General features: G+C 60.0%; 20 protein-coding genes. 9 read left to right on the top strand and 11 right to left on the bottom strand.

The features are described 5' to 3' along the window. The first annotated feature begins 228 nt into the window (after positions 1 to 228). The 4 genes from KGA82_RS08600 (at position 229) to KGA82_RS08585 (ending at position 4,380) form a co-directional block, all read left to right on the top strand. Positions 229 to 516, top strand: a complete 288-nt coding sequence (locus tag KGA82_RS08600; protein WP_008044713.1) for a hypothetical protein — start codon at positions 229 to 231, stop codon at positions 514 to 516. 81 nt (positions 517 to 597) lie between these two features. Then, entirely contained in the window at positions 598 to 762 is a 165-nt protein-coding gene (locus tag KGA82_RS08595) for a DUF1328 domain-containing protein (RefSeq protein ID WP_003177151.1), read from the top strand. An 833-nt stretch (positions 763 to 1,595) separates the two neighbouring features. Continuing rightward, entirely contained in the window at positions 1,596 to 2,927 is a 1,332-nt protein-coding gene (gene gltP / locus KGA82_RS08590) for a glutamate/aspartate:proton symporter GltP (protein ID WP_008044718.1), read from the top strand. 223 nt (positions 2,928 to 3,150) lie between these two features. After that, complete coding sequence (locus KGA82_RS08585) at positions 3,151 to 4,380, top strand: nucleoside recognition domain-containing protein (protein ID WP_008027633.1); 1,230 nt, start codon at positions 3,151 to 3,153, stop codon at positions 4,378 to 4,380. A gap of 127 nt (positions 4,381 to 4,507) precedes the next feature. Here the strand turns inward: KGA82_RS08585 and KGA82_RS08580 are convergent, their stop codons facing one another. The 9 genes from KGA82_RS08580 to KGA82_RS08540 form a co-directional block, all read right to left on the bottom strand. Beyond that, a complete protein-coding gene (locus KGA82_RS08580) occupies positions 4,508 to 5,134 on the bottom strand; it encodes an ABC-type transport auxiliary lipoprotein family protein (protein WP_223450119.1) in 627 nt (208 codons plus the stop codon). Then, positions 5,131 to 6,069, bottom strand: coding sequence for an MlaD family protein (locus tag KGA82_RS08575; protein ID WP_223450118.1), 939 nt, complete (start codon positions 6,067 to 6,069; stop codon positions 5,131 to 5,133). Before KGA82_RS08575 ends, KGA82_RS08580 begins: the two co-directional genes overlap by 4 nt. A 1-nt stretch (position 6,070) precedes the next feature. After that, positions 6,071 to 6,874: an ABC transporter ATP-binding protein gene (locus KGA82_RS08570; RefSeq protein ID WP_008044731.1), complete on the bottom strand. Its 804-nt coding sequence runs from the start codon at positions 6,872 to 6,874 to the stop codon at positions 6,071 to 6,073. Beyond that, positions 6,871 to 8,019, bottom strand: coding sequence for an ABC transporter permease (locus KGA82_RS08565; RefSeq protein WP_032828683.1), 1,149 nt, complete (start codon positions 8,017 to 8,019; stop codon positions 6,871 to 6,873). Before KGA82_RS08565 ends, KGA82_RS08570 begins: the two co-directional genes overlap by 4 nt. 54 nt (positions 8,020 to 8,073) lie before the next feature. Next, complete coding sequence (locus KGA82_RS08560; RefSeq protein WP_192228126.1) at positions 8,074 to 9,102, bottom strand: DUF5924 family protein; 1,029 nt, start codon at positions 9,100 to 9,102, stop codon at positions 8,074 to 8,076. A 207-nt stretch (positions 9,103 to 9,309) separates the two neighbouring features. Next, positions 9,310 to 10,686 carry a M16 family metallopeptidase gene (locus KGA82_RS08555; protein ID WP_223450117.1) on the bottom strand — a complete coding sequence of 459 codons (1,377 nt, stop codon included), beginning with the start codon at positions 10,684 to 10,686 and terminating at the stop codon, positions 9,310 to 9,312. Between the two features lie 181 nt (positions 10,687 to 10,867). Continuing rightward, on the bottom strand, positions 10,868 to 12,526 hold the full coding sequence (locus tag KGA82_RS08550) for a Na/Pi cotransporter family protein (protein ID WP_008044735.1): 1,659 nt from the start codon (positions 12,524 to 12,526) through the stop codon (positions 10,868 to 10,870). 283 nt (positions 12,527 to 12,809) lie between these two features. Next, a complete protein-coding gene (locus tag KGA82_RS08545) occupies positions 12,810 to 13,577 on the bottom strand; it encodes a TerC family protein (RefSeq protein WP_192228129.1) in 768 nt (255 codons plus the stop codon). An 85-nt stretch (positions 13,578 to 13,662) separates the two neighbouring features. Next, positions 13,663 to 14,970: a CitMHS family transporter gene (locus tag KGA82_RS08540; protein WP_008027613.1), complete on the bottom strand. Its 1,308-nt coding sequence runs from the start codon at positions 14,968 to 14,970 to the stop codon at positions 13,663 to 13,665. Between the two features lie 407 nt (positions 14,971 to 15,377). Here KGA82_RS08540 and KGA82_RS08535 point away from each other — a divergent pair, with 407 nt between their 5' ends. Further along, positions 15,378 to 15,779: a GFA family protein gene (locus KGA82_RS08535; RefSeq protein ID WP_223450116.1), complete on the top strand. Its 402-nt coding sequence runs from the start codon at positions 15,378 to 15,380 to the stop codon at positions 15,777 to 15,779. Here KGA82_RS08535 and KGA82_RS08530 read toward each other — a convergent pair whose 3' ends face one another. Continuing rightward, entirely contained in the window at positions 15,780 to 16,106 is a 327-nt protein-coding gene (locus KGA82_RS08530; protein WP_008044035.1) for a DOPA 4,5-dioxygenase family protein, read from the bottom strand. An 81-nt stretch (positions 16,107 to 16,187) separates the two neighbouring features. Between KGA82_RS08530 and KGA82_RS08525 the strand changes: the two genes are divergently transcribed. Then, positions 16,188 to 16,850: an NAD(P)-dependent oxidoreductase gene (locus tag KGA82_RS08525; protein ID WP_223450115.1), complete on the top strand. Its 663-nt coding sequence runs from the start codon at positions 16,188 to 16,190 to the stop codon at positions 16,848 to 16,850. Between the two features lie 37 nt (positions 16,851 to 16,887). On the opposite strand, the gene KGA82_RS08520 is transcribed toward KGA82_RS08525, so the two are convergent. Then, positions 16,888 to 17,838 carry a choline sulfate utilization transcriptional regulator gene (locus KGA82_RS08520; RefSeq protein WP_223450114.1) on the bottom strand — a complete coding sequence of 317 codons (951 nt, stop codon included), beginning with the start codon at positions 17,836 to 17,838 and terminating at the stop codon, positions 16,888 to 16,890. 114 nt (positions 17,839 to 17,952) lie between these two features. Between KGA82_RS08520 and betC the strand changes: the two genes are divergently transcribed. The 3 genes from betC (at position 17,953) to KGA82_RS08505 (ending at position 22,150) form a co-directional block, all read left to right on the top strand. Beyond that, positions 17,953 to 19,467: a choline-sulfatase gene (gene betC / locus KGA82_RS08515; protein WP_223434182.1), complete on the top strand. Its 1,515-nt coding sequence runs from the start codon at positions 17,953 to 17,955 to the stop codon at positions 19,465 to 19,467. Positions 19,468 to 19,483: 16 nt separating this feature from the next. Then, positions 19,484 to 20,404 (top strand): choline ABC transporter substrate-binding protein, encoded by a 921-nt coding sequence (gene choX / locus KGA82_RS08510; RefSeq protein WP_207285006.1) that lies wholly within the window; start codon positions 19,484 to 19,486, stop codon positions 20,402 to 20,404. Between the two features lie 177 nt (positions 20,405 to 20,581). Further along, positions 20,582 to 22,150: a SulP family inorganic anion transporter gene (locus KGA82_RS08505; RefSeq protein WP_008044030.1), complete on the top strand. Its 1,569-nt coding sequence runs from the start codon at positions 20,582 to 20,584 to the stop codon at positions 22,148 to 22,150. Positions 22,151 to 22,201: the final 51 nt, after the last annotated feature.

The following is a 22,201-nucleotide window of genomic DNA, read 5'->3' as shown; positions in this document are numbered from 1 at the left end:
CAAAAAAAATGAAAGTTCCTACAAATCCATCGTGCATTACGCACGACTGTGGAAGAGCCATCGTGCAGGATGCGTCCGGCATGATTTTCATGAAAATCATAACTAGCTGATTTTATTGATATTTATCGTCGTTAAAAGCTGGCATGCAGGCTGCAACAACCTGATTAACCAGGGCATTCAGAAACGAGGCCCATAACAAGATCACTACAGAGTGGGAGGAGCTTCAGGATGAATCGCCAACGTGCCGCCCAATTGCGTATCTCGCCACTGCATATCCAGCAAGGCCTGTTTGCTGTTCTGGCGCTTTTGATCACCTTGATCGGCGGCCAGCAGTTTCAGCGTTGGGAGCAGAGCCAGCAGCAAGAAGCGCCACGCGTGTCGATTCAGCATCCGACCCAAACCCACTTCAGCGCCGTCAGCAGCAGCTTCGCTGACAGCGCCCCGACGCGAATGATGGATGTCGACCAGGCTCAGCCTGCGGACGAGCTGACACGTCAGGAGCGTTGGGTGTTCTAGACACACGAACTTGGCGCGCTCGCGGCGCCGGGAAACGCACCACAAGTAGCCTCTCTAAATAGAAGCGTAAGGAGAATCACCATGTTGAGCTGGGCAATCACATTCTTGATCATTGCCATCATCGCTGCAGTACTGGGCTTCGGTGGTATCGCGGGCACCGCCACGGGTATCGCCAAGATTCTCTTTGTCGTGTTCCTGGTGATGTTCATTGCTTCGTTCTTCTTTGGCCGTCGCGGTCGAGGTTGAAGATGAACGCTTCACCCAAAACGTTGGCAGCCGCCCTGCTCCCGGGCGGCAGTGCCATCGCGATGGCGGCCAGGCACGGCGAAGAAAACAAATGAAGAAAGATCCGGGCTGGTACCGAATTTGTCACACGAAAGAAGCAGCATTGCTTCTCTCCAATGCGCTACCTGAGGAAGGTAGACGCATGACCAAGGGGTCGGGACGTTCTGCCTGTTTCAGGGGCGGAGTGACCTACGGGTACAGGGAGTACCTGCGAAAGGGCCGGGTCAGGAAAAAGCTGCGACGCAAGTTCGTCGTCCCTCCGTGGCTCGACGGGCTTGCGAAGAGCTTGCGCGCAACGCTTTGAAATAGAGCGATCCATCCGGTTTCGCTGTTCCAACCTCTCATTCGCACGACTATTCACCGAAAAATACTTTTCCCGGTGTTTCTTTCGTGACCGTACATCGAGAAAAAACCGCCTTATTTTGCAGCGATTTCTCACCTCTGATTGTCGGATTTTTCTGAAATCCCCCTCCCGCACCACTGATCAAAAAACACCCAGCCTGCCCGGAGATGGCCGGTTCACGGCACATATGCCTGCCGAAATGTCATATTCGAACCGTTTGCGACGTCGCTTTCAGTGAAAAAACCTCATGCCGATTCGGCATAGGGTAGGCGTTTACGGCATTAGACGTCGCATCCTTGCATCGGAATAGTTGCGCCTTTTTTCGCCTGCCAGAGAGCCATAAATACTCGCTCCGGGGCACCTTATACGGGGGCAGATGCACAAGACTTTTTCGCCAAAAGCGTTCCAGTTCCCGCATCTGCCTGAGTCAAACGCAAGTAAGGGTAAAGATATGAAGAAGGCAAAGCTTAGCCTCGCCTGGCAGATCCTAATCGGTCTGGTATTGGGGATTGCAATCGGTGCGCTGCTCAACCATTTCAGTGCCGAAAAGGCTTGGTGGATCAGCAACGTTCTGCAACCAGCAGGCGATATCTTTATCCGTCTGATCAAGATGATCGTGATCCCGATCGTAATCTCGTCGTTGATCGTCGGTATTGCGGGCGTCGGTGACGCGAAGAAACTCGGCAGCATCGGCCTCAAGACGATCATCTACTTCGAAGTCGTCACCACCATCGCCATCGTCGTTGGCCTGCTGCTCGCCAACCTGTTCCACCCGGGTGCCGGCATCGACATGAGCACCCTGGGTACCGTGGATATTTCCAAGTACCAGGCGACCGCCGCCGAGGTACAGCATGAACACGCGTTCATCGAAACCATCCTCAACCTGATCCCATCCAACATCTTCGCGGCCATGGCCCGCGGCGAAATGCTGCCGATCATCTTCTTCTCGGTGCTGTTCGGTCTCGGTTTGTCGAGCCTGAAGCCCGAGTTGCGCGACCCGCTGGTAACGATGTTCCAGGGCGTGTCGGAAAGCATGTTCAAGGTCACCCACATGATCATGAACTACGCCCCGATCGGCGTATTCGCACTGATCGCGGTGACCGTAGCCAACTTCGGCTTCGCGTCCCTGCTGCCGCTGGCCAAACTGGTAATCCTGGTTTACGTCGCCATCGCCTTCTTCGCCTTCGTGGTGCTGGGCCTGATCGCTCGCCTGTTCGGTTTCTCGGTGATCAAGCTGATGCGCATCTTCAAGGATGAGCTGGTGCTGGCCTACTCCACCGCCTCCTCCGAAACCGTGCTGCCGCGCGTGATCGAGAAGATGGAAGCCTACGGCGCGCCGAAGGCCATCTGCAGCTTCGTGGTGCCGACCGGTTACTCGTTCAACCTTGACGGTTCGACCTTGTATCAAAGCATCGCGGCAATCTTCATTGCCCAGCTCTACGGCATCGACCTGTCGATCAGCCAGCAATTGCTGCTGGTACTGACCCTGATGGTCACCTCCAAAGGCATCGCCGGCGTTCCGGGCGTGTCCTTCGTGGTGCTGCTGGCAACCTTGGGCAGCGTGGGTATCCCGCTGGAAGGCCTGGCGTTCATCGCCGGTGTCGACCGCATCATGGACATGGCGCGTACCGCGCTGAACGTGATCGGCAACGCCCTGGCCGTGTTGGTCATCGCCCGTTGGGAAGGCATGTACGACGACGCCAAGGGCCAGCGCTACTGGAACTCCCTGCCGCACTGGCGCAGCAAGGAAAAGCTGCCGGTCGGCGAAGTGTCCAACAACTGACGCAGATCCCTGTAGGAGCGAGGCTTGCCCGCGAATGGGACGCCGCGGTATTTCAGTTAAACCGCGTTATCGTTCTTCGCTGGCAAGCCATGCTCCTACAGGACGCAGTTGCACGTACATTATGTGTACGACGCAACTGCACAAACGAACCCCGGAGAAATCCGGGGTTTGTCGTTTCTGGCTACCCCGCTATCATTCGCCGCATTCTTCGGGGGATTTACTGATGCTCAATGGCCTTTGGCTTGGCTTCTTCATTGTGGCGGCCGTGTCGGCGCTGGCGCAGTGGCTGATCGGCGGTAATGCCGGGATCTTCGCGGCGATGGTGGAAAGCATTTTCGCCATGGCCAAGTTGTCGGTCGAGGTCATGGTCCTGCTGTTCGGCACCCTCACCCTCTGGCTGGGTTTTCTGCGGATCGCCGAAAAGGCCGGGATCGTCGAGTGGCTGGCCAGAGCGCTGGGCCCGTTATTCCTGCGCCTGATGCCAGAAGTGCCGGCCGGTCACCCCGCCATCGGCCTGATCACCCTGAACTTCGCCGCCAACGGCCTGGGCCTGGACAACGCCGCCACGCCAATCGGCCTTAAAGCCATGAAGGCGCTGCAAGAGCTCAACCCCAGCGACACCATTGCCAGCAACGCGCAGATCCTGTTCCTGGTGCTCAACGCCTCCTCCCTGACCCTGTTGCCGGTAACGATCTTCATGTACCGCGCGCAGCAAGGCGCGCCGGATCCGACGCTGGTGTTCCTGCCGATCCTGCTGGCCACCAGTTGCTCGACCATCGTCGGTTTCCTGGCTGTCGCGTTCATGCAACGCCTGCGCGTGTGGGACCCGGTGGTGCTGGCCTATATGATTCCCGGTGCCCTGATCCTTGGTAGTTTCATGGCGTTGCTGGCAACGCTCTCGGCCACCGCGCTAGCCAGTTTGTCGTCGATCCTCGGCAATCTGACGCTCTTCGGGATAATCATGCTGTTCCTGGTGATCGGCGCGCTGCGCAAAGTGAAGGTCTACGAGGCCTTCGTCGAAGGTGCGAAAGAAGGCTTCGACGTGGCGAAGAATCTGCTGCCGTATCTGGTGGCGATGCTCTGTGCCGTCGGTGTATTACGGGCGTCCGGGGCGCTGGATTTCGGCCTCGACGGTATTCGGCACCTGGTGGAATGGGCCGGTTGGGACACGCGTTTCGTCGACGCGCTGCCGACGGCGATGGTCAAACCGTTCTCCGGCAGCGCCGCCCGGGCGATGCTGATCGAAACCATGAAGACGTCCGGGGTAGACAGCTTCCCTGCCTTGGTAGCGGCGACGATTCAGGGCAGTACCGAGACGACGTTCTATGTGCTGGCCGTGTACTTCGGCGCGGTGGGGATTCAGCGGGCACGGCATGCAGTGGGGTGTGCGTTGCTGGCGGAGCTGGCCGGGGTGCTCGGCGCCATTGGCGTCTGCTACTGGTTCTTCGGCTAACCAAATACCCCCTGTAGGAGCGAGCCTGCTCGCGATGGTGGCAGGAGCACCGCGTTCTTCCAGAATGCCCGCGTCATCGTTGACGTCCATCGCGAGCAGGCTCGCTCCTACAGGGGATTGCGTCGGCTTACGGTCGCGGTGGCGGCGCGACTTTCTGTCCTTGTTCAACCGCCCAATCCACCACCTGCGCCGTCAATTGATCACTCGCCAGGCCAAACCCGGCCACCACCGCCGGCACCTTCACATCGCTCAGCGGCTGACGCACTTCGAAGCGGCGGCTGGCGAGAATGCGCTGGTCGTAACCACGCACCAGCAACGCATCCAGACGCACAACGACACTCGCCGCGGTGCCTTGGTATTCAGTCTGGAACGCTTGCAAACTCCCGCCCAACTCCAGATCCGCCTGGAAATTGCTGTCATCGGTGCTCAACAACGGCACGCGGCCATCGCGCTGGAAACCATCGAGCAGACGATTGCGCAGCAGCACCGGCGCCGGATCGCTCCAGCGTGAAGCCTTGTAGCTGCTGATCAGATCCCCCTGAGGGATCACGGCGATTTGCGGACTGTTCAACGCCTCGCTGGCCTGCGGTTTGGTGAGGCGCAGTGACCAGCGTTGCGCCGTGCCATAACTGCCCGAAACGCTGCCCTGGACCGAAGGCAACCGATAGACGTCGGACGGTTCGGACTTGGGCAGGATCGAGCAGGCGCCGGTCAGCGTAAAAACGCCGAGGAGGGCGATGTGAGTCAGCTTCATGGCGTGAACTCCTTGTTCTTGTCATTGCCCAGCAAGTAACCGCTCGGGTTGGCTTCCAGGCGCTGGGAGATGGCGCGCAACGAGGTCAGGGTGTCGCGCAACTCACGTACAGCCGGGGCCAGGCCATTGAGGCCTTGCATGCCGCTGTTGAGCGAATCCTGGTTGTTGGTGAGCAACGTGTTGATGGTCGCGCTGCTTTGTTCCAGCGACTTCATGGCTTGCTCGGCGCTGCCGAACATCTGCTTGCCCTGATCGGTGAGCAGGCCGTTGGCGTTGCGCATCAGGGCGGCGGTCTGTTCCAGCGTCGCCGTCGCTTGTTTACCGATGGCAGAGAGTTGCTGCATCGCCTGACGGATGTCACCGCGCTGATCGGCGATGGTGCCGGTGGTTTGTTCCAGGTGTTCGAGGGTCTTGCTGATGCGCTCGACGTTCTCCGACGAAAACATCTGATTGGCGTTGTGCATCAACACGTTCACGCCGGCCATCAGGTCGTTGCTGTCGTTGAGCAAACGGGCGATGGGCGAGGGCGAGGCCACAATCGTCGGCAAGTTGCCGTCGTGGCCCTTGAGCGTCGGGCTTTGCGGTGTACCGCCACTGAGCTGGATGATCGAGGTCCCGGTGATCCCGGTCAGCGCCAGTTTGGCCTGGGTGTCTTCCTTGATCGGCGTATCGCCGCCGAGGCGAATCCGCGCCAGCACGCGACGCGGGTCTTTCGGGTCCAGGCGCAAGCTCACCACATCGCCGACCTTGATCCCGCTGTACTGCACGGCGCTGCCCTTGGACAGGCCGCTGACCGCCTCGTTGAAGACGATCTCGTAATCCTTGAACTCGGTGTCGACGCTGGACTTGGCCAGCCACAGGCCGAAGAGCAGGGCGCTTGCCACCACAATCACAGTGAACAGGCCGATCAATATGTGATGGGCTCGGGTTTCCATGTCAGACCTCGTTAAGCTGTTGAGCGGCTGACAGCGCCGCGCGGCCGCGAGGGCCATGGAAGTATTCGTGAATCCACGCGTCGTCGGTCTCCGACACCTTGTCGATGGCGTCCGCCACCAGCACTTTCTTCTGCGCCAGCACCGCCACGCGGTCGGTGATGGTGTAGAGCGTGTCGAGGTCGTGGGTCACCAGAAACACACTCAGCCCTAACGCGTCGCGCAGGGTCAGGATCAATTGATCGAAGGCTGCCGCGCCAATCGGATCGAGGCCGGCGGTGGGCTCGTCGAGGAACAGGATGTCCGGGTCCAGCGCCAGCGCCCGGGCCAGTGCCGCGCGCTTGATCATGCCGCCGGACAGCGAAGCGGGGTACTTGTCCGCTGCCGACAGCGGCAACCCGGCCAACGCCAGTTTCACCGCCGCCAGGTGTTCGGCATCGTTGCGGCTCAGGCCCGCGTGTTCGATCAGGGGCAGGGCGACGTTCTCGGTGACGGTCAGCGAAGAGAACAGCGCGCCTTTCTGAAACAGCACACCGAAGCGCCGTTCGACCATCGAGCGCTCGTGTTCGGACAGGGTCGGCAGGTTTTTACCAAACACTTTCACCACGCCTTCGCTGGGCTGGCGCAGGCCGACAATGCTGCGCAACAGCACCGACTTGCCACTGCCGGAACCGCCGACCACCGCGAGGATTTCGCCCTTGTACAAATCCAGGTCGAGGTTCTCGTGCACGCTCTGGCGACCGAAGCGATTGCACAGCCCACGGACCTCAATCACCGCCTCGGAGGGCGCTCGGGGTAGACGACTCACCAGCCCATCTCCATGAAAAACAGCGCGGCCACAGCGTCGAGCACGATCACCACGAAAATCGACTGCACCACGCTCGACGTGGTGTGCGCCCCGACGGACTCGGCGCTGCCGCTGACCTTGAAGCCTTCAAGGCAACCGATGGCGGCGATCAGGAAGGCGAAGATCGGCGCTTTGACGATGCCGACCAGAAAGTGCTGCACACCAATGTCGGTTTGCAGCAGCGATAAAAACATCGCCGGCGAGATATCCAGCGCCACGGCGCAGACCACGCCACCGCCGACAATCCCCGAAAGCATCGCCACAAAGGTCAACATCGGCAGCGCCACCAGCAACGCCAGCACGCGTGGCACCACCAGCAACTCCATCGGGTCGAGACCCAAGGTGCGGATGGCGTCGATTTCTTCGTTGGCTTTCATCGAGCCGATCTGCGCGGTAAACGCACTGGCGGTGCGCCCGGCCATCAGGATCGCGGTCAGCAACACGCCGAATTCACGGAGGAAGGAGAACGCCACCAGGTCCACGGTGAAGATGCTCGCACCGAAACTCGCCAGCACCGTTGCGCCGAGAAACGCCACCACCGCACCCACCAGGAAGGTCAGCAGGGCAACGATGGGGGCAGCGTCGAGGCCGGTCTGTTCGATGTGCGCGACCATAGGCGTGATGCGCCAGCGCTTCGGGCGGAACAGCCCACGGGCGATGGTTTCCAGAATCAGACCGACGAAGCCCAGCAGTTGCAGGGTGTCCTGCCAGACGGCATCCACTGCGCGGCCGATACGGGTCAGCAACTGAATGCCGACGCTGATTTCCGCTTCCTTGATCGGTACGCAGAAGTCGGTCATCGAGCAATAAACGGTCTGCAACAACGCACGATCGGCGACAGATAAGGTGCAATCAGGATGTTCAGCGGATTTGCCGAGACGGTCCGAACCGAGCAATTCCACCAGCAGCGATGCGCCGGCGGTATCGAGCGCGCCGAGGCCATTGAGGTCGATGTGGGTTTTGTCGTCGTATTGGCCGCGAAGCTTTTCGCTCAGGTCCTTGAGTTCGGCGTAATGGGCAAGCGTCCAGTCACCCGTCACCCGCAACTGAGCGGGGGAGTGAGCGGCGTCCAGTTGGGCATTGCCGGCCATTGTGCTGCTGGTCATAAGCTCCGTGCTTGTTCGGCTGTTACGCAGAGCTACGTAATAGCACGAACCGCATTACTTTTCTTTGGTCGGTGTGCTGTCCGTGATCGTGAAGCGCAACACCCCGATCAATTGGCCGTCTTCGGTCAGCACCCGAACCTGCCACTTGCCCGCCGGGTTACCGGGGAAGTTCTGCTTGTGGGTCCAGGCGCGATAGCCTTCCTTGCGCCCGCCGTGGATGTCCAGGGCGATGCGGTCGACCTCTTTGCCGTTGAACTGCCACACATGGTAAATGCGCTCGTCGAGACCGCGCGGGGCATTGATCGCGGTGTAGGCGTACAGGCCATCGCCACGGATCTGCTCGGCGCTGACTTCTTCCAGACTCTTGCCCGGCGTGCGGTCCTGCATTTGCGTACTGATCGCCACATCGGTCATCCACAACGTGGCCGGCGGCACCCACGAGCGCAGCACCCAACCCACGCCGCCGATGCCGACGGTGATGCTCAGGATTGCCAGCGCGTTGCGTACTGTCCGGATCGGGAAGATCGACGCCAGACTCGGGAACGACAGCACGACGGCGGTGCCCAGCGCCAGTTTGAAACTCTGGGAGGTGGTCAGGTGCAGGATGACGGGCAGGGCGGTCAGCAGCGCGGCAAACAGCGTCAGCGTATGCAACGCCAGGAACGCCCAGCGCCGGGGCGCCAGCCACTTGTAGTAGAGCGGATCAGTGATGGAAATCAGCGCGGCGATGCCCAGCAGCCCGGTGAAGAACAACTGGCCGCTGTTCCAGGTGGTGGTGATGAAAAAGAACGGCAGGACGAAAAACAGGCTTTCCTGGTGAATCATCTGCGTCGCATAACGCAGCAACGGCTGGGGAATTTCCCGTTTGAAGATTCGGGTGAAGAGCTTGGTGAGGCTGTTTTCCAGCATCAGCCAGATCCAGCTCAACACCATGATGATGGTGATCCACGTCGCCAGGCCTTGCTGACGATCCACCAGCATGAAGCTGCCGACCCCGGAAATGAAACCGCCGAGCGCAATGACCCCGGGATAGCGCTTCATCAGTTCGAGGATGCGCTGTACGAACAAGGTCAGGGTAGGCATTCGGCGGTTCACAATAGTCGTAGGAAAAAACCCCAACAGGGTACCGCCCGGGGAGCGGTGTGGCGAGGGTGAAGTAGCGTTCGCTGGCCTACGCAAAACTGTAGGAGCCGGCTTGCTGGCGATGGACTCAAAGGCACCGCGTTTATTCAGAAAATACGCGTTATCGTTGACGACCATCGCCAGCAAGCCGGCTCCTACAGGGGTTGGTTATTGCTTACGATGGATGCGCCAGGCCAACAGGCACAGCAACATCAAAGCGAACACCCCGGCAATTGCCCACAGCACCTGGTCATAACTCATCAACGGCTTCTCGATCCGCAGATAACCCGGTTGCAGGAGCAATTCGCGCATGGCCTTGTTGGCTTTTTCCAGCGTAACCCCCTGGAGCTCCTTGGCCGGGTCGGCGAAGCGGCCGTCTTCGTAGTCGCTCAACGCGCTCCAGTAGTAATCGGCCAACGCGCTGTTGCCTTGCACGGCCCAGGCCTGGCGCGCGATGGCGGCCTGCTTGAGACGGTTGAAGGTGGCGGCGTCCAGGCCGTCCTTGAGTAACCCGGCCTTCAACTCATCCAGCACCTGTTCCGCCGCTGTCACATCGTCGCGCTCAAGGTCGGCGTTGAGGCTCATGAAACCCACGCCGCCAAACACTTCGCGCTCGGCGGAGGGGCCGTAGGACAGACCATGGGCGAGGCGCATCTGACGATAGAGCGCCCAGTCCAGATAATCCTTGAGCAGGTCGAAGGTTTCGTCGTGCTGATCCGCCAGCACGGGCTCCGGCACCAGCCAGTGCAACTTGGCACCCGCGCCGACGATACCGTGGCTCAGCGTGCGTTCATGGGCTGCGCTGGCGTTGATCTGTGGCAGCGGCGGGTGATCGGTAGGGTCAACCGCATCAAGCTCGCCCCAGGCCCGTTCCAGATAACCCGGCAGCAAGCGGTCGAGGTCGCCGACCACGATCAGGGTCATGTTATTGGGCGCGTACCAGGCCTTGCGTACCTTCTCCAGTTGTTCGCGGGTCAGGTAATCGACCTCAGCCCGCTCCGGGCACTTAAGGCCCAGTTCCACGGCCAGTTGATTGCTCGCGGTGTGGCCCAGGTCCTGACGATCCAGCCACCGTTGCAGGTGCGAGTAGTGGCCGCCGTCTTCGCGCTCGACCACTTTCTTGGCGGCGTTGATGGCGTTGTCGTCGATTCGGGTCTGGGTCAACAGCGCCAACAGCAGGTCGAGGACCTTGCGCTGGTTTTTCGCCGGGGCCTCGATAACGAACGTGGTGTCGGCGTTGCTGGTGTAGGCGTTCCAATCGCCGCCCAGCGCCTGCATGCGCTCTTCCAGACCACCTTCGCCGGTGGCGTCGATGCCACTGAACAGCAGGTGTTCGAGCAGGTGCGGCAGCTCCTTGTCGGCGCAGTTGAAATCATCGATGCCGACGCCGACCACCAGACGAATCGCCACATGCCCGCGCTCGGTGCCGGGCTTGAGCAGCAATTGCAGGCCGTTGGGCAGCGTATAGCCCTCGACCTGGAAGCGGTCCAGGGCAAAGGAGGGGAATGATCCGAGCAACAGGCAGGCGAACAACAAACAACGCATAGCGAGTTTCCATACGGCTGATTTGGAGATCCGTGTTGTCAGTCAGGGCCTCTTCGCGAGCAAGTCGAACCGTCGCACCGCCGCTCCCACAGAGGAATGCATTTCAAATGTGGGAGCGGGCTTGCTCGCGAATGGCCATCAAGCTGAATACATATAACTGACTGACCACACTGCCAGACGTTCAAGGCGAATGTGTGATGTCAGCCAAATCATCTACAGCGAGCGCACCGGTGTCAGACGTTTCCAGCACCACGTAAGCACTGCTGCAAAACAGAGAATTCAGACGCTTCATGTCGGCGATCAGCTCCAGGTGCAGCGAGCTGGTCTCGATACTCTGCACAATCTTACGTTGCAACCGGCTGACGTGAGCATGGGCCAGGCGGCGTTCCTGTGCACGAAAGCGACGCTTCTCCCGCAGCAGTTGGCGGGCACTTTCCTTGTCGGCGCTGAGGAACACCGACAACCCCAGGCGCAAATTGGAAATCAGCTGGCTGTGCAGCCCCGCCAATTCGTCCAGGCCGACCTCGGAAAAAGACCGGCGCTGCGAGGTTTTCTGTTGCTGCACCTTGCGCAACATGCGCTCGATCAGATCGCTGGCGAGTTTGAGGTTGATCGCCAGTTCGATGATTTCCGCCCAACGCCGACTGTCCTGCTCACTGAGGTCTTCACGGGGCATTTGCGCCAGATAGAGTTTGATCGAGTTGTAGAGCGCATCCACATCATCGGTCAGGCGACGCATTTCCTGGGTGACGGCAGTTTGCTTGCCGCGCAGCACGTCGAGCATGGCTTCGAGCATGCTGTCGATCAGATCGCCGATGCGCAGGGTTTCCCGGACGGCGTTGGCCAGCGCCAGGCTGGGGGTCACCAGCGCCGTCGGATCAAGGTGCCGTGGTTTGGCCGTGCCGTTGATTTCCGGGCGTTCCGGCAAGAGCCATGCGCACAGCCTGGCCATTATCCCGACCGTCGGCAGCAAGATCAGGCAGCGAGCCGTGTTGTAGAGCAGGTGGAAGCCGATGACCATTTCCTGGGGGCTGAAGTCGAGGCTGTCGATCCAGTGCACCAACGGGTCGAGCACCGGAATGATCAGCAACAAGCCGATCAGCTTGTACAGCAGGCTCCCGAGCGCCACCTGACGGCCCGCGGCGTTCTGCATGCTGGTGCTCATGAACGCCAGAATGCCGCTGCCGATGTTCGCGCCGATCACCAGGCCGATGGCCACCGGCAAGCTGATCACGCTGGCCCCGGCCAGGGTCGCGGTCAGCAGGACGGCGGCCAGGCTGGAGTAGGAAACCATCGCGAACAGGGCGCCGACCAAGGCGTCGAGCAGGATGTCGCCGGTCAGCGAGGCGAAGATGACCTTGACCCCTTGCGCCTGGGTGATCGGCGCCGCCGCTTCGACGATCAGTTGCAGGGCCAGAATGATCAGGCCCAGACCGATGGCCACCCGGCCCATCTGGCCGAGCCGCGTCTGTTTGCGCGACAGGAAAAAAATCACCCCGAGGAAAATCAACAGCGGCGACAGCCATGACAAATCGAACGTCAGCACCCGCGCCATCAACGCCGTACCAACATCGGCGCCGAGCATGGTCGCCAGCGCAGGCATCAGCGCCATCAGGCCCTGGCCGACAAAGGAGGTGACGAGCATGGCGGTGGCGTTGCTGCTCTGGACCATGGCGGTCACGACTATGCCGGCGATGAACGCCAGCCAGCGCTTGGACATGTTCTGGCCGATCACATGGCGCAGGTTGGAACCGTAGACCCGCAGGATGCCGGTTCGGACGATGTGCGTGCCCCAGATCAGCAAGGCCACGGCAGATAACAAATTGAGCAGGGTGAGCATAAGGGCCCCCTGTGGTGGTAGCGCCCCAAAGGAGCAAGTTGACGGTGCCGCGCGACTTTCTACGTTGTGTACTTAAGCTGTAGTTGGCTAACGGTCTGCGCGCCAGCATCGCATAGCTAAAGAGGTGATTGAAACAAAACTGTCATGAAATCAGGGCCTGGCGGCCGCACAAAAAAAATGTGGGAGCGAGCCTGCTCGCGATGAGGCCGTCACATTCAACATTGATGTTGACTGACTGGCCGCTATCGCGAGCAGGCTCGCTCCCACAGGTTTTACATTCGGCTTATTGCCCAGGAATATCCTTGCGCAGTTTCACCGGATCCTGCTGTTTCTTCTTCTTCGCAATCGCGGTGCGCATCTTGATGTTGATCGCTTCCACCGCCAGCGAGAACGCCATGGCGAAGTAGACGTAGCCTTTTGGCACGTGCACGTCGAAGGATTCGGCAATCAGCACGGTACCGACGATCAGCAGGAACGCCAACGCCAGCATCTTCAGCGACGGGTGCTTGTCGATGAACGAGCTGATGGTGCCGGAAGCCAGCATCATCACCAGCACAGCCACAACGATTGCAGCGACCATGACCGGTACGTGGGAGACCATGCCGACGGCGGTGATCACCGAGTCCAGCGAGAACACGATGTCGATGATCGCGATCTGGATGATGGTGTAGAGGAAGTTGCCGCCCTTACCACCCGGCTCCTCGTTGGTTTCGTCTTCACCTTCCAGCGCGTGGTACATCTCTTGCGAGCTCTTCCACAGCAGGAACAGACCACCGAAGAACAGGATCAGGTCTCGCCCGGAAATGCCCTGGCCGAACACTTCGAACAAGTCAGCGGTGAGGCGCATGACCCAGGTGATCGACAGCAGCAACAGAATCCGCGTGACCATGGCCAGCGCCAGGCCGAAGATTCGGGTGCGCGCCTGCATGTGCTTGGGCATGCGGCTGACCAGGATCGAAATCATGATGATGTTATCGATACCCAGGACGATTTCCAGGGCGGTCAGGGTAAAGAAGGCAACCCAGATTTCAGGGTTGGTCAGCCATTCCATGTGTATTCCTTTGAGCGAGTGTTAAACCACAAAGGGCCCAGGCTTCAAAAAACGAAGCCTGGACCCCCAGTGGTGAGTCTTGGGCTTATAGAGTGCTGAACAGCGGAAAAATCCCCATCAGCAATGCTGCAACCAGTATGCACATGCACACCAGCACTGCCCATTTCAGGGTAAAGCGCTGATGGTCACCGAAGTCGATACCGGCCAGGGCCACCAACAAATAGGTCGATGGTACCAGCGGGCTCAGCAAGTGGACGGGCTGACCGACGATCGAGGCACGTGCCATTTCAACCGCGGTTATACCGTAATGACTGGCCGCTTCGGCAAGTACTGGTAACACGCCGTAATAAAATGCATCGTTCGACATGAAGAACGTGAACGGCATGCTCACCAGCGCGGTGATCACGGCCAGGTACGGGCCGAGGAAATCCGGGATGACCGCCAACAGGCTCTTCGACATCGCATCGACCATGCCGGTGCCCGACAGGATACCGGTGAAGATGCCTGCCGCGAAGATCAAACCGACCACTGCCAGCACGCTGCCGGCGTGGGCCGCAACGCGATCCTTCTGCTGTTGCAGGCAAGGGTAGTTGACGATCATGGCAATACTGAACGCCACCATGAACAGCACCGGCAGCGGCAGCAGGCCTGCGATCAGGGTGCACATCAGTGCGAATGTCAGGGCACCGTTGAACCAGATCAGCTTTGGACGACGGGCGTCCGGGAACTGCGAAACGCTGATTTCGCTGTGGTCGATTTCATCGCCCACCAGGTGCAGCTCACCCAGACGCGCACGTTCACGTTTGCCGTAGAAGTAAGCGATGGCCAGGATGGCCAGGACACCGGCACCCATCGCCGGAATCATCGGTACGAAGATCGCCGACGGGTCCACATGCAACGCACTGGCCGCACGGGCAGTCGGACCGCCCCATGGGGTCATGTTCATCACGCCACCGGCGAGGATGATCAGGCCAGCCATGATCCGCGGGCTCATGCCGATGCGGCTGTAGAGCGGCAGCATGGCGGCCACGCAGATCATGTAAGTGGTCGCGCCGTCACCATCGAGGGAGACGACGAGCGCCAGTACGGCGGTGCCGACCGAAACTTTCAACGGGTCGCCCTTGACCAGTTTGAGGATCTTGCGCACGGCCGGGTCGAACAGGCCGGAGTCGATCATCAGGGCGAAGTAGAGGATGGCGAACATCAGCATCACGCCGGTCGGCGCAAGCTTGGTGATGCCTTCGAGCATCATCGGGCCGATCTTCGGCGCAAAACCGCCGAACAGAGCGAAGACGATTGGAATGATGATCAGGGCGATCAGCGCGGACAGGCGCTTGGTCATGATCAGGAACATGAACGTGATGACCATGGCGAAGCCAAGGAAAGTCAGCATGGGAATACTCCAGGCGTAGCGCGGCTAGGGAATGGGCGAACCGGGTAGGTCAGCGCAGAACGGGAAGCACGAGGCGTACGGGCGGAGTTGCGGCGAAGCGGCGGGTATCAAAGGACATCAGGGTCACCATTGTTGTTGTTAAATGGGCTGTGCGAGCGATAAAACACTGGCATTGGCCGACCGGTCTGTTGCCGGTAGTGGGGGCGATCCTAATCGGGGAAGCTTTCACCCAGCTTTCGCCGATGAAAGCATTGACCGGATGTGCGACCGGTCGTCGGACGGGGGCTAGGCTTTAAACCGCGTCGACACGATCGCGAGCAGGCTCGCTCCCACATGGAAATGCGTTCCCCTGTGGGAGCGAGCCTGCTCGCGATGGCGTCGGAACATACGCAACAGGAGGAAATGTGATGAACGAACTTCACACAGGCGGCTGCCACTGCGGACATCTGCGCTATCAATTCAGCGGCCCGCTGCACGACATCGCCCACTGCCACTGTTCAATTTGCCGACGAGTCAGCGGCGGGATCGTGACCACCTGGATCACCGTGCCCGCATCGACCTTTGAATGGCTGAAAGGCACACCGGCGCAGTACGCCTCGTCATCCAGTTGCGTACGATATTTCTGCCCGAACTGTGGGGCGCAACTCGCGCTGGTGACACACCTCAGTCCCGCGAGCATCGACCTGACCATCGCCACGCTCGATCATCCCGAGCAGGCTCCGGCCGAGCGGCACATCTGGACCGACAGCCGTCTGCCCTGGCTGCACCTGGACGAACACCTGCCGGGCGAAGCCGAAGAAACACTCTGATCAAAAAATAGACAGGTCCAGCGGCCGGATCGCCCCCATCCAGATGGCATGTTCGGTGTGGTCGAGCAGATCGTCGCCGGTGTCCGGGTGCAGGAACACCACCAAACCCTTGCGGTTGAGCGCCAGCCACGGCAACACGTCGCCGATGAGTTCCGGCCCGAATGCCAGTTGGCAACTCCAGTCCGGGTGCGGGCCGACCGGACGTTCGTGCACCCGACCCATTTTCAGCGGGAACAGCTGCGCCGCCCGCTCACACAAGGCTCGCGCCTGGTCGATGGTGCTGGCATCGAAATACACGTGGGCGTGGTAACCCTTGATCTGTTGCATCTGAAACCCTCTGAATCCCTGTCGAACCCTCACCGTCTCCCACAGGTCAAATGCTATACACCCAGGAAACGGAGCCCAGCCATGAAAAATGCCGAAACCCCGGTGGTAAAAGTGGTGCTTTATGGTGCCATGAGTAGCCTGGGCAGTGCGCTGATGGCTGAGATGCTGCGGCGGCAACACGAAGTGATCGCCATTCTCGATGACTTGACGGCACTCGCGCCACGTCCGGGTTTGCGCACCAAGACGGGCGACCTGTTTGAGGCCGAGCGCGTCAAACAAAGCGTCGCGGGCTGTTCGGCCGTCATCTGTCTATTAGACGCACCAGGCTTGCCGTTCAACAGCGAACACGTTGAAAAAACCATTGTTCCGGGCCCGGTCGAACAGGTGCTCGCCGTCGATGCGCTGATAGCCGGCATGCAAGCTGCCGGCATTGCCCGACTGTTTCTGGTGGGGGATTTCGAGGTGTTGGACGATCCGGAGATCGAGGATCAACTGCAACGCCACGCCGCCGAAGAAATCCGCGAATCCCTGCAAAGCAGTAAGTTGCACTGGACGCTGGTGAATGCGCCACGTGGCGTCCCGGGGCTGACGATCGAGCATTTCAGCCACGCCAGCAGCAGCCTGGAACCGGGGCTGGCCGAACCGCTGGATCGCTTGAAACGTGTCGCGATAGGGATCGCCGATGAAATGCACTTCAATCTTCACGTGGGCGAACACGTGAATTTCGTGGCGACTTCAGAGTAGTGAACGCTCGGGTCGCGCCCGGACGACCTTTTTGCTTTCACACCGCAATCGAAGGCAAAGGCAGGCCATTCAGCGATTGCGCACTGCTGGCCTGCTCGGCCATCAACCAATCCACAAACTGTTGAATCAACAACCCACGCCGTTTGCGTTGGGGCAGGACCACGTAATAGCCCTGCCGGGACATCACCGTTTCAGCAATTGGCCGACACAACAAACCTTGCGCCAGCAAGTTATCCACAAGGTGCCGCCAGCCAATCGCCACGCCCTGGCCGCCAATCGCCGCTTGAATCAACAACGTGTAATTGTCGAATCGCAACTGCCCGGGCGCTGGCGCCGAAGTAATCCCCAATTCGCGGAACACGCCACTCCAGTCGAACCAGTTGCTGCTGTTTTCGCCACGCAGGTGCAGCAGCGGAAATTCCAGCAGCCCTTGGGGCGGCAAGGGCAGGGGACGGTCCTTCAATAGCAGCGGACTGCACACCGGGAACACTTCTTCGCTGAACAGCCAATGGCTTTCGCCCTGTTTAAAACGCCCGTCACCAAACAGCACGGCGACATCGATATCGGTACGCAGCATGTTGAGGCTGCGCTCGCTGGTGACCAGGCTAACGTCCACGTGAGGATTGGCCGCGTGAAAGCGATGCAACCGGGGCATCAGCCAGTAAGCGGCAAAGGCAAAATCGGTGGCGACCTGCAACACTTCATGCTGTTGCTGTGCACTGATTGCACTTAATCCTGCGTCGATATTCTGCAAACCGAGCTGAACCTGCTCGAAAAGAATCGCCCCGGCCTCGGTCAATTCGATCCCGCGATAAATGCGATCGAACAGCCGTGTGGCGAGTTGATCCTCCAGCCGTTTGATCTGCTGGCTGATGGCCGGTTGCGTGGTGCCGAGCTCTACCGCAGCGGCGGTGAAGCTGTGATGGCGGGCAGCCGCTTCGAAGGCGCGGAGCAGATCCAGAGACAAATCACCGAGGGCGTCATACATAAGCTGTGCTTATCCTAGTCATTGCCTGGCATGGGCTTTACCACAAATCACATGGACTCCATGCTCGATTGCAGCACTCTCGCATAAATATTCACTATGGAATGCCGCGATCACATGAAGCGCAAGAATATTCTTTTCATCATGGCCGATCAGATGGCCGCGCCAATGTTGCCGTTCTACGGCCCTTCGCCGATCAAATTGCCCAATCTCAGCCGCCTCGCCGCCGAAGGCGTGGTGTTCGACGCCGCTTATTGCAACAGCCCACTCTGCGCGCCGTCGCGTTTTACCTTGGTCAGCGGTCAGTTACCGAGCAAGATCGGCGCCTACGACAACGCGGCCGATTTCCCTGCCGACGTGCCCACCTACGCCCACTACCTGCGGCGCCTCGGTTATCGCACCGCGCTGTCCGGCAAGATGCACTTCTGCGGCCCGGACCAACTGCACGGTTACGAAGAACGCCTGACCAGCGACATTTACCCGGCCGACTACGGTTGGGCAGTGAACTGGGACGAACCGGACGTACGTCCGACCTGGTATCACAACATGTCGTCGGTGCTGCAGGCTGGGCCTTGCGTGCGTACCAATCAGCTGGATTTCGATGAAGAGGTGGTGTTCAAGGCCCAGCAGTATTTGTTTGATCACATCCGCGAAGACGGCGACCAGCCGTTCTGCCTGACCGTGTCGATGACTCACCCACACGACCCGTACACCATTCCCAAGGCTTTCTGGGATCTGTACGACGACGCCGACATCCCATTGCCCGAAACCCCGGCACAAACCGAGCTCGATCCGCACGCCCAGCGTTTGCTCAAGGTCTACGACCTGTGGGACAAGCCGCTGCCTGTGGATAAGATCCGCGATGCACGCCGGGCTTATTTCGGTGCTTGCAGCTATATCGACAGTAACGTCGGCAAACTTCTGCAAACGCTCGAAGATACCGGGCTGATCAACGACACGATCATCGTGTTCTCCGGCGACCACGGCGACATGCTCGGCGAGCGTGGCCTCTGGTACAAAATGCACTGGTACGAAATGGCCGCGCGCGTGCCCATGTTGATCAGTTCACCCGGCCAGTTTGGCGCCGGACGGGTCAGCGCAGCGGTTTCCACCGCCGACCTGCTGCCGACGTTTGTCGAGTTGGCCGGCGGCGTTCTGGAACCGGGCTTGCCGCTGGATGGCCGGTCGCTGGTTCCGCACCTGCAAGGGCAGGGCGGTCACGACGAAGTCTTCGGCGAATACATGGCCGAAGGCACCATCAGTCCGCTGATGATGATTCGCCGTGGCGCCTACAAATTCATCTACAGCGAAGATGATCCGTGCCTGCTCTTCGACGTACACAACGACCCGCGCGAACAGGAAGAACTCAGCCAGTCGCCGCAACATCGGCTCCTGTTCGAGGAATTTCTTGCCGAAGCACGGGCCAAATGGAACATCCCGGCGATACACCAACAGGTGCTCGCGAGCCAGCGTCGTCGGCGTTTCGTCGCCGAGGCGCTGACCATCGGCAAGCTGAAGAGCTGGGATCACCAGCCACTGGTGGACGCCAGTCAGCAGTACATGCGCAACCACATCGACCTCGACGATCTGGAGCGTAAAGCACGTTATCCACAACCCTGCCAAAACCAATAATGTTAAGGGGAAGTCCATGCAAAAGTTATCCACAGTACTGACGGTCGGACTGCTGGCTCTGGGCAGTGCGTCGGCGTATGCCGATCAGAGCTGCGAGACGGTGAAAATGGCCGACCCTGGCTGGAGCGACATCGCCGCAACCAACGCCATCACCGGGTTTCTGCTGGACGGCATGGGCTACAAGCCCAAAGTCGACACCCTCGCGGTGCCGATTACCTTTGGCGGGTTGAAGGATGGCCAGGTCGACGTGTTTCTCGGCAACTGGATGCCGGCGCAGCAGGGTTTCTATGACAAGTTCGTCGCCACCGGCGACGTCACGCAACTGGCGAAGAACCTCGACGGCACCGAGTTCACCCTGGCGGTGCCGGATTACGTGTGGGACGCGGGTGTGCATAACTTCGCCGACCTGAACAAGTTCGCCGACAAGTTCGACAAGAAGATCTACGGCATCGGCTCCGGCGCGCCGGCGAACATCTCACTGCAAGAAATCATCAAGAAGAACGACTTCGACATGGGTCAGTGGAAACTGGTCGAGTCCAGCGAACAGGCGATGCTGGCCGAAGTGTCTCGTGCGGTGAAGAAACAGAAATTCGTGACCTTCCTCGGCTGGACGCCGCACCCGATGAACGTGCAGCTGAAAATGCATTATCTGAAGGGCGGCGAGAAATACTTCGGCGACACCGGCAGCGTCCATACCCTGACCCGCAAGGGCTACGCCGAAGCCTGCCCGAATGTGGGCAAGTTGCTGACCAACCTGAGTTTCACCCAGGAGATGGAAAACAGCATCATGGCGGATGTGGTGAACAAGAAGGTCAGCAATGCGGATGCGGCCAAGGCGTGGATCAAGGCCAATCCGGCGGTGCTGGACAAATGGCTGGAAGGCGTGAAGACCGCAGACGGCAAGGATGCGTTGCCGGCGGTAAAAGCCAAGTTGTAAGTGATCCTATCCTCTGTAGGAGCGAGGCTTGCCCGCGAAGAACGATAACGCGGTTTTTCTAAAGAACCGCGTTACGTTCTTCGCGGGCAAGTCGGATCGCCGCATCGCTCGCTCCTACAAAGGGAAGGATCGTCGTCTCCTGATACCCTTGCGCAAAATTTTCAACCGAGAGGACCCATGGCCTTCCCCAGCCGCCATTCACTCTTCCCCTTCCTCACGTGGTTGCCCCGGCAGACCCGCGCCAGCGTCGGCCGTGACCTGATCGTCGGCCTCAGCGGCGCCATTCTCGCGTTGCCGCAATCCATTGCCTACGCGCTGATCGCCGGTCTCCCACCGGAATACGGCTTGTACGCCGCCATCATCCCGGTGCTGATCGCCTGTCTCTGGGGTTCATCGTGGCATTTGATCTGTGGGCCTACGGCAGCGATCTCCATCGTCCTGTTCGCCAGTGTCAGTCCTCTGGCCGTCCCTGCGTCCAAGGACTACATCACGCTGATCCTGCTTCTGACGCTGCTCGCCGGCATTTTCCAGTGGCTACTGGGTTTGCTGCGATTCGGCGCGCTGGTGAATTTTGTCTCGCACTCGGTGGTATTGGGCTTCACCCTCGGGGCCGCCGTGGTGATTGCCATCGGTCAAATGCCCAACCTGCTGGGGCTGGACTTGCCTAGCCAGGCCACCGCACTGGACAGCTTTTTGATGCTGCTGCAGCACCTCGATGCGGTGGATAAACCCTCGCTCGTGCTGGGGCTGGCAACAGTTGTCGTCGGCATAATCCTGAAAGGGTTGCTGCCTCGCTGGCCGACGCTGTTGATCACCCTGATCCTCGCCGGGTTGCTGGTTTGGCTGTGGCCATCGATGTTCGGCCACGTGAACCTGGTGAGCGCGTTTGTCGGGCGGTTGCCGCCCTTCAGCCCGTTGCCACTGGATCTGGACATGATTTTGCGATTGCTGCCCAGCGCAGTAGCGGTGGGGATGCTCGGGCTGGTGACGAGCCTGTCGATTGCCCGTTCCTTGTCGGCGCGCTCGCAGCAATTGCTCGATGCCAATCAGGAGGTCCGCGCGCAGGGTTTATCGAACATGGTCGGTGCGTTTTTTTCCGGTTCGCTGTCAGCCGGTTCCTTCACCCGTTCCGGCCTCAGCTACGAAGCGGGTGCCTGTTCGCCAATGGCGGGTGTGTTTTCCGCGTTGTGGGTGGCGCTGTTTGCGATCTTCGGCGCCAACCTGATTGCGCATATTCCGATCCCGGCCATGGCTGGCAGCATCCTGCTGATCGCCTGGGGGTTGGTCGATCATCGCGGCATTCGTGCGTTGCTGCGGGTCAGCCGCGCCGAGTTCATGGTGATGGCGCTGACCTGTGTCGCCACGCTGTTGCTGGAATTGCAGACAGCGATCTATGCCGGCGTGCTCGCGTCGTTGTTTTTCTACCTCAAGCGCACCTCGCAACCACGGGTGCAGCATTGGCGCGACGGCGATGAAGACATTCTGCGGGTCGGCGGTTCGATCTTTTTCGGCGCCAGCCATTACCTGCAAGTGCGCCTGCAACGCATGCACGGGGCGCGGGTGGTGATCGAGGCGCAGCAGATCAACTTCATCGACTATTCGGGGGTGGAAATGCTGCACCAGGAAGCGCGGCGACTACGCAAGCAGGACCGTAGCCTGACCTTGCGCGGGGCGAGACCGCCGGTGGTGGAGGAGTTGCGAAAGCTCGAAGGCGCAGAGAAATGTCCGATTCATTTCGAAGATTGAATCACGATCCCTGTAGGAGCCGGCTTGCTGGCGATAATGGCACTGCGGTGT

The organism is Pseudomonas sp. BF-RE-22 (assembly GCF_019956155.1).
Taxonomy (GTDB): domain Bacteria; phylum Pseudomonadota; class Gammaproteobacteria; order Pseudomonadales; family Pseudomonadaceae; genus Aquipseudomonas; species Aquipseudomonas migulae.
This window is presented reverse-complemented; position numbering and strand designations above follow the sequence as displayed.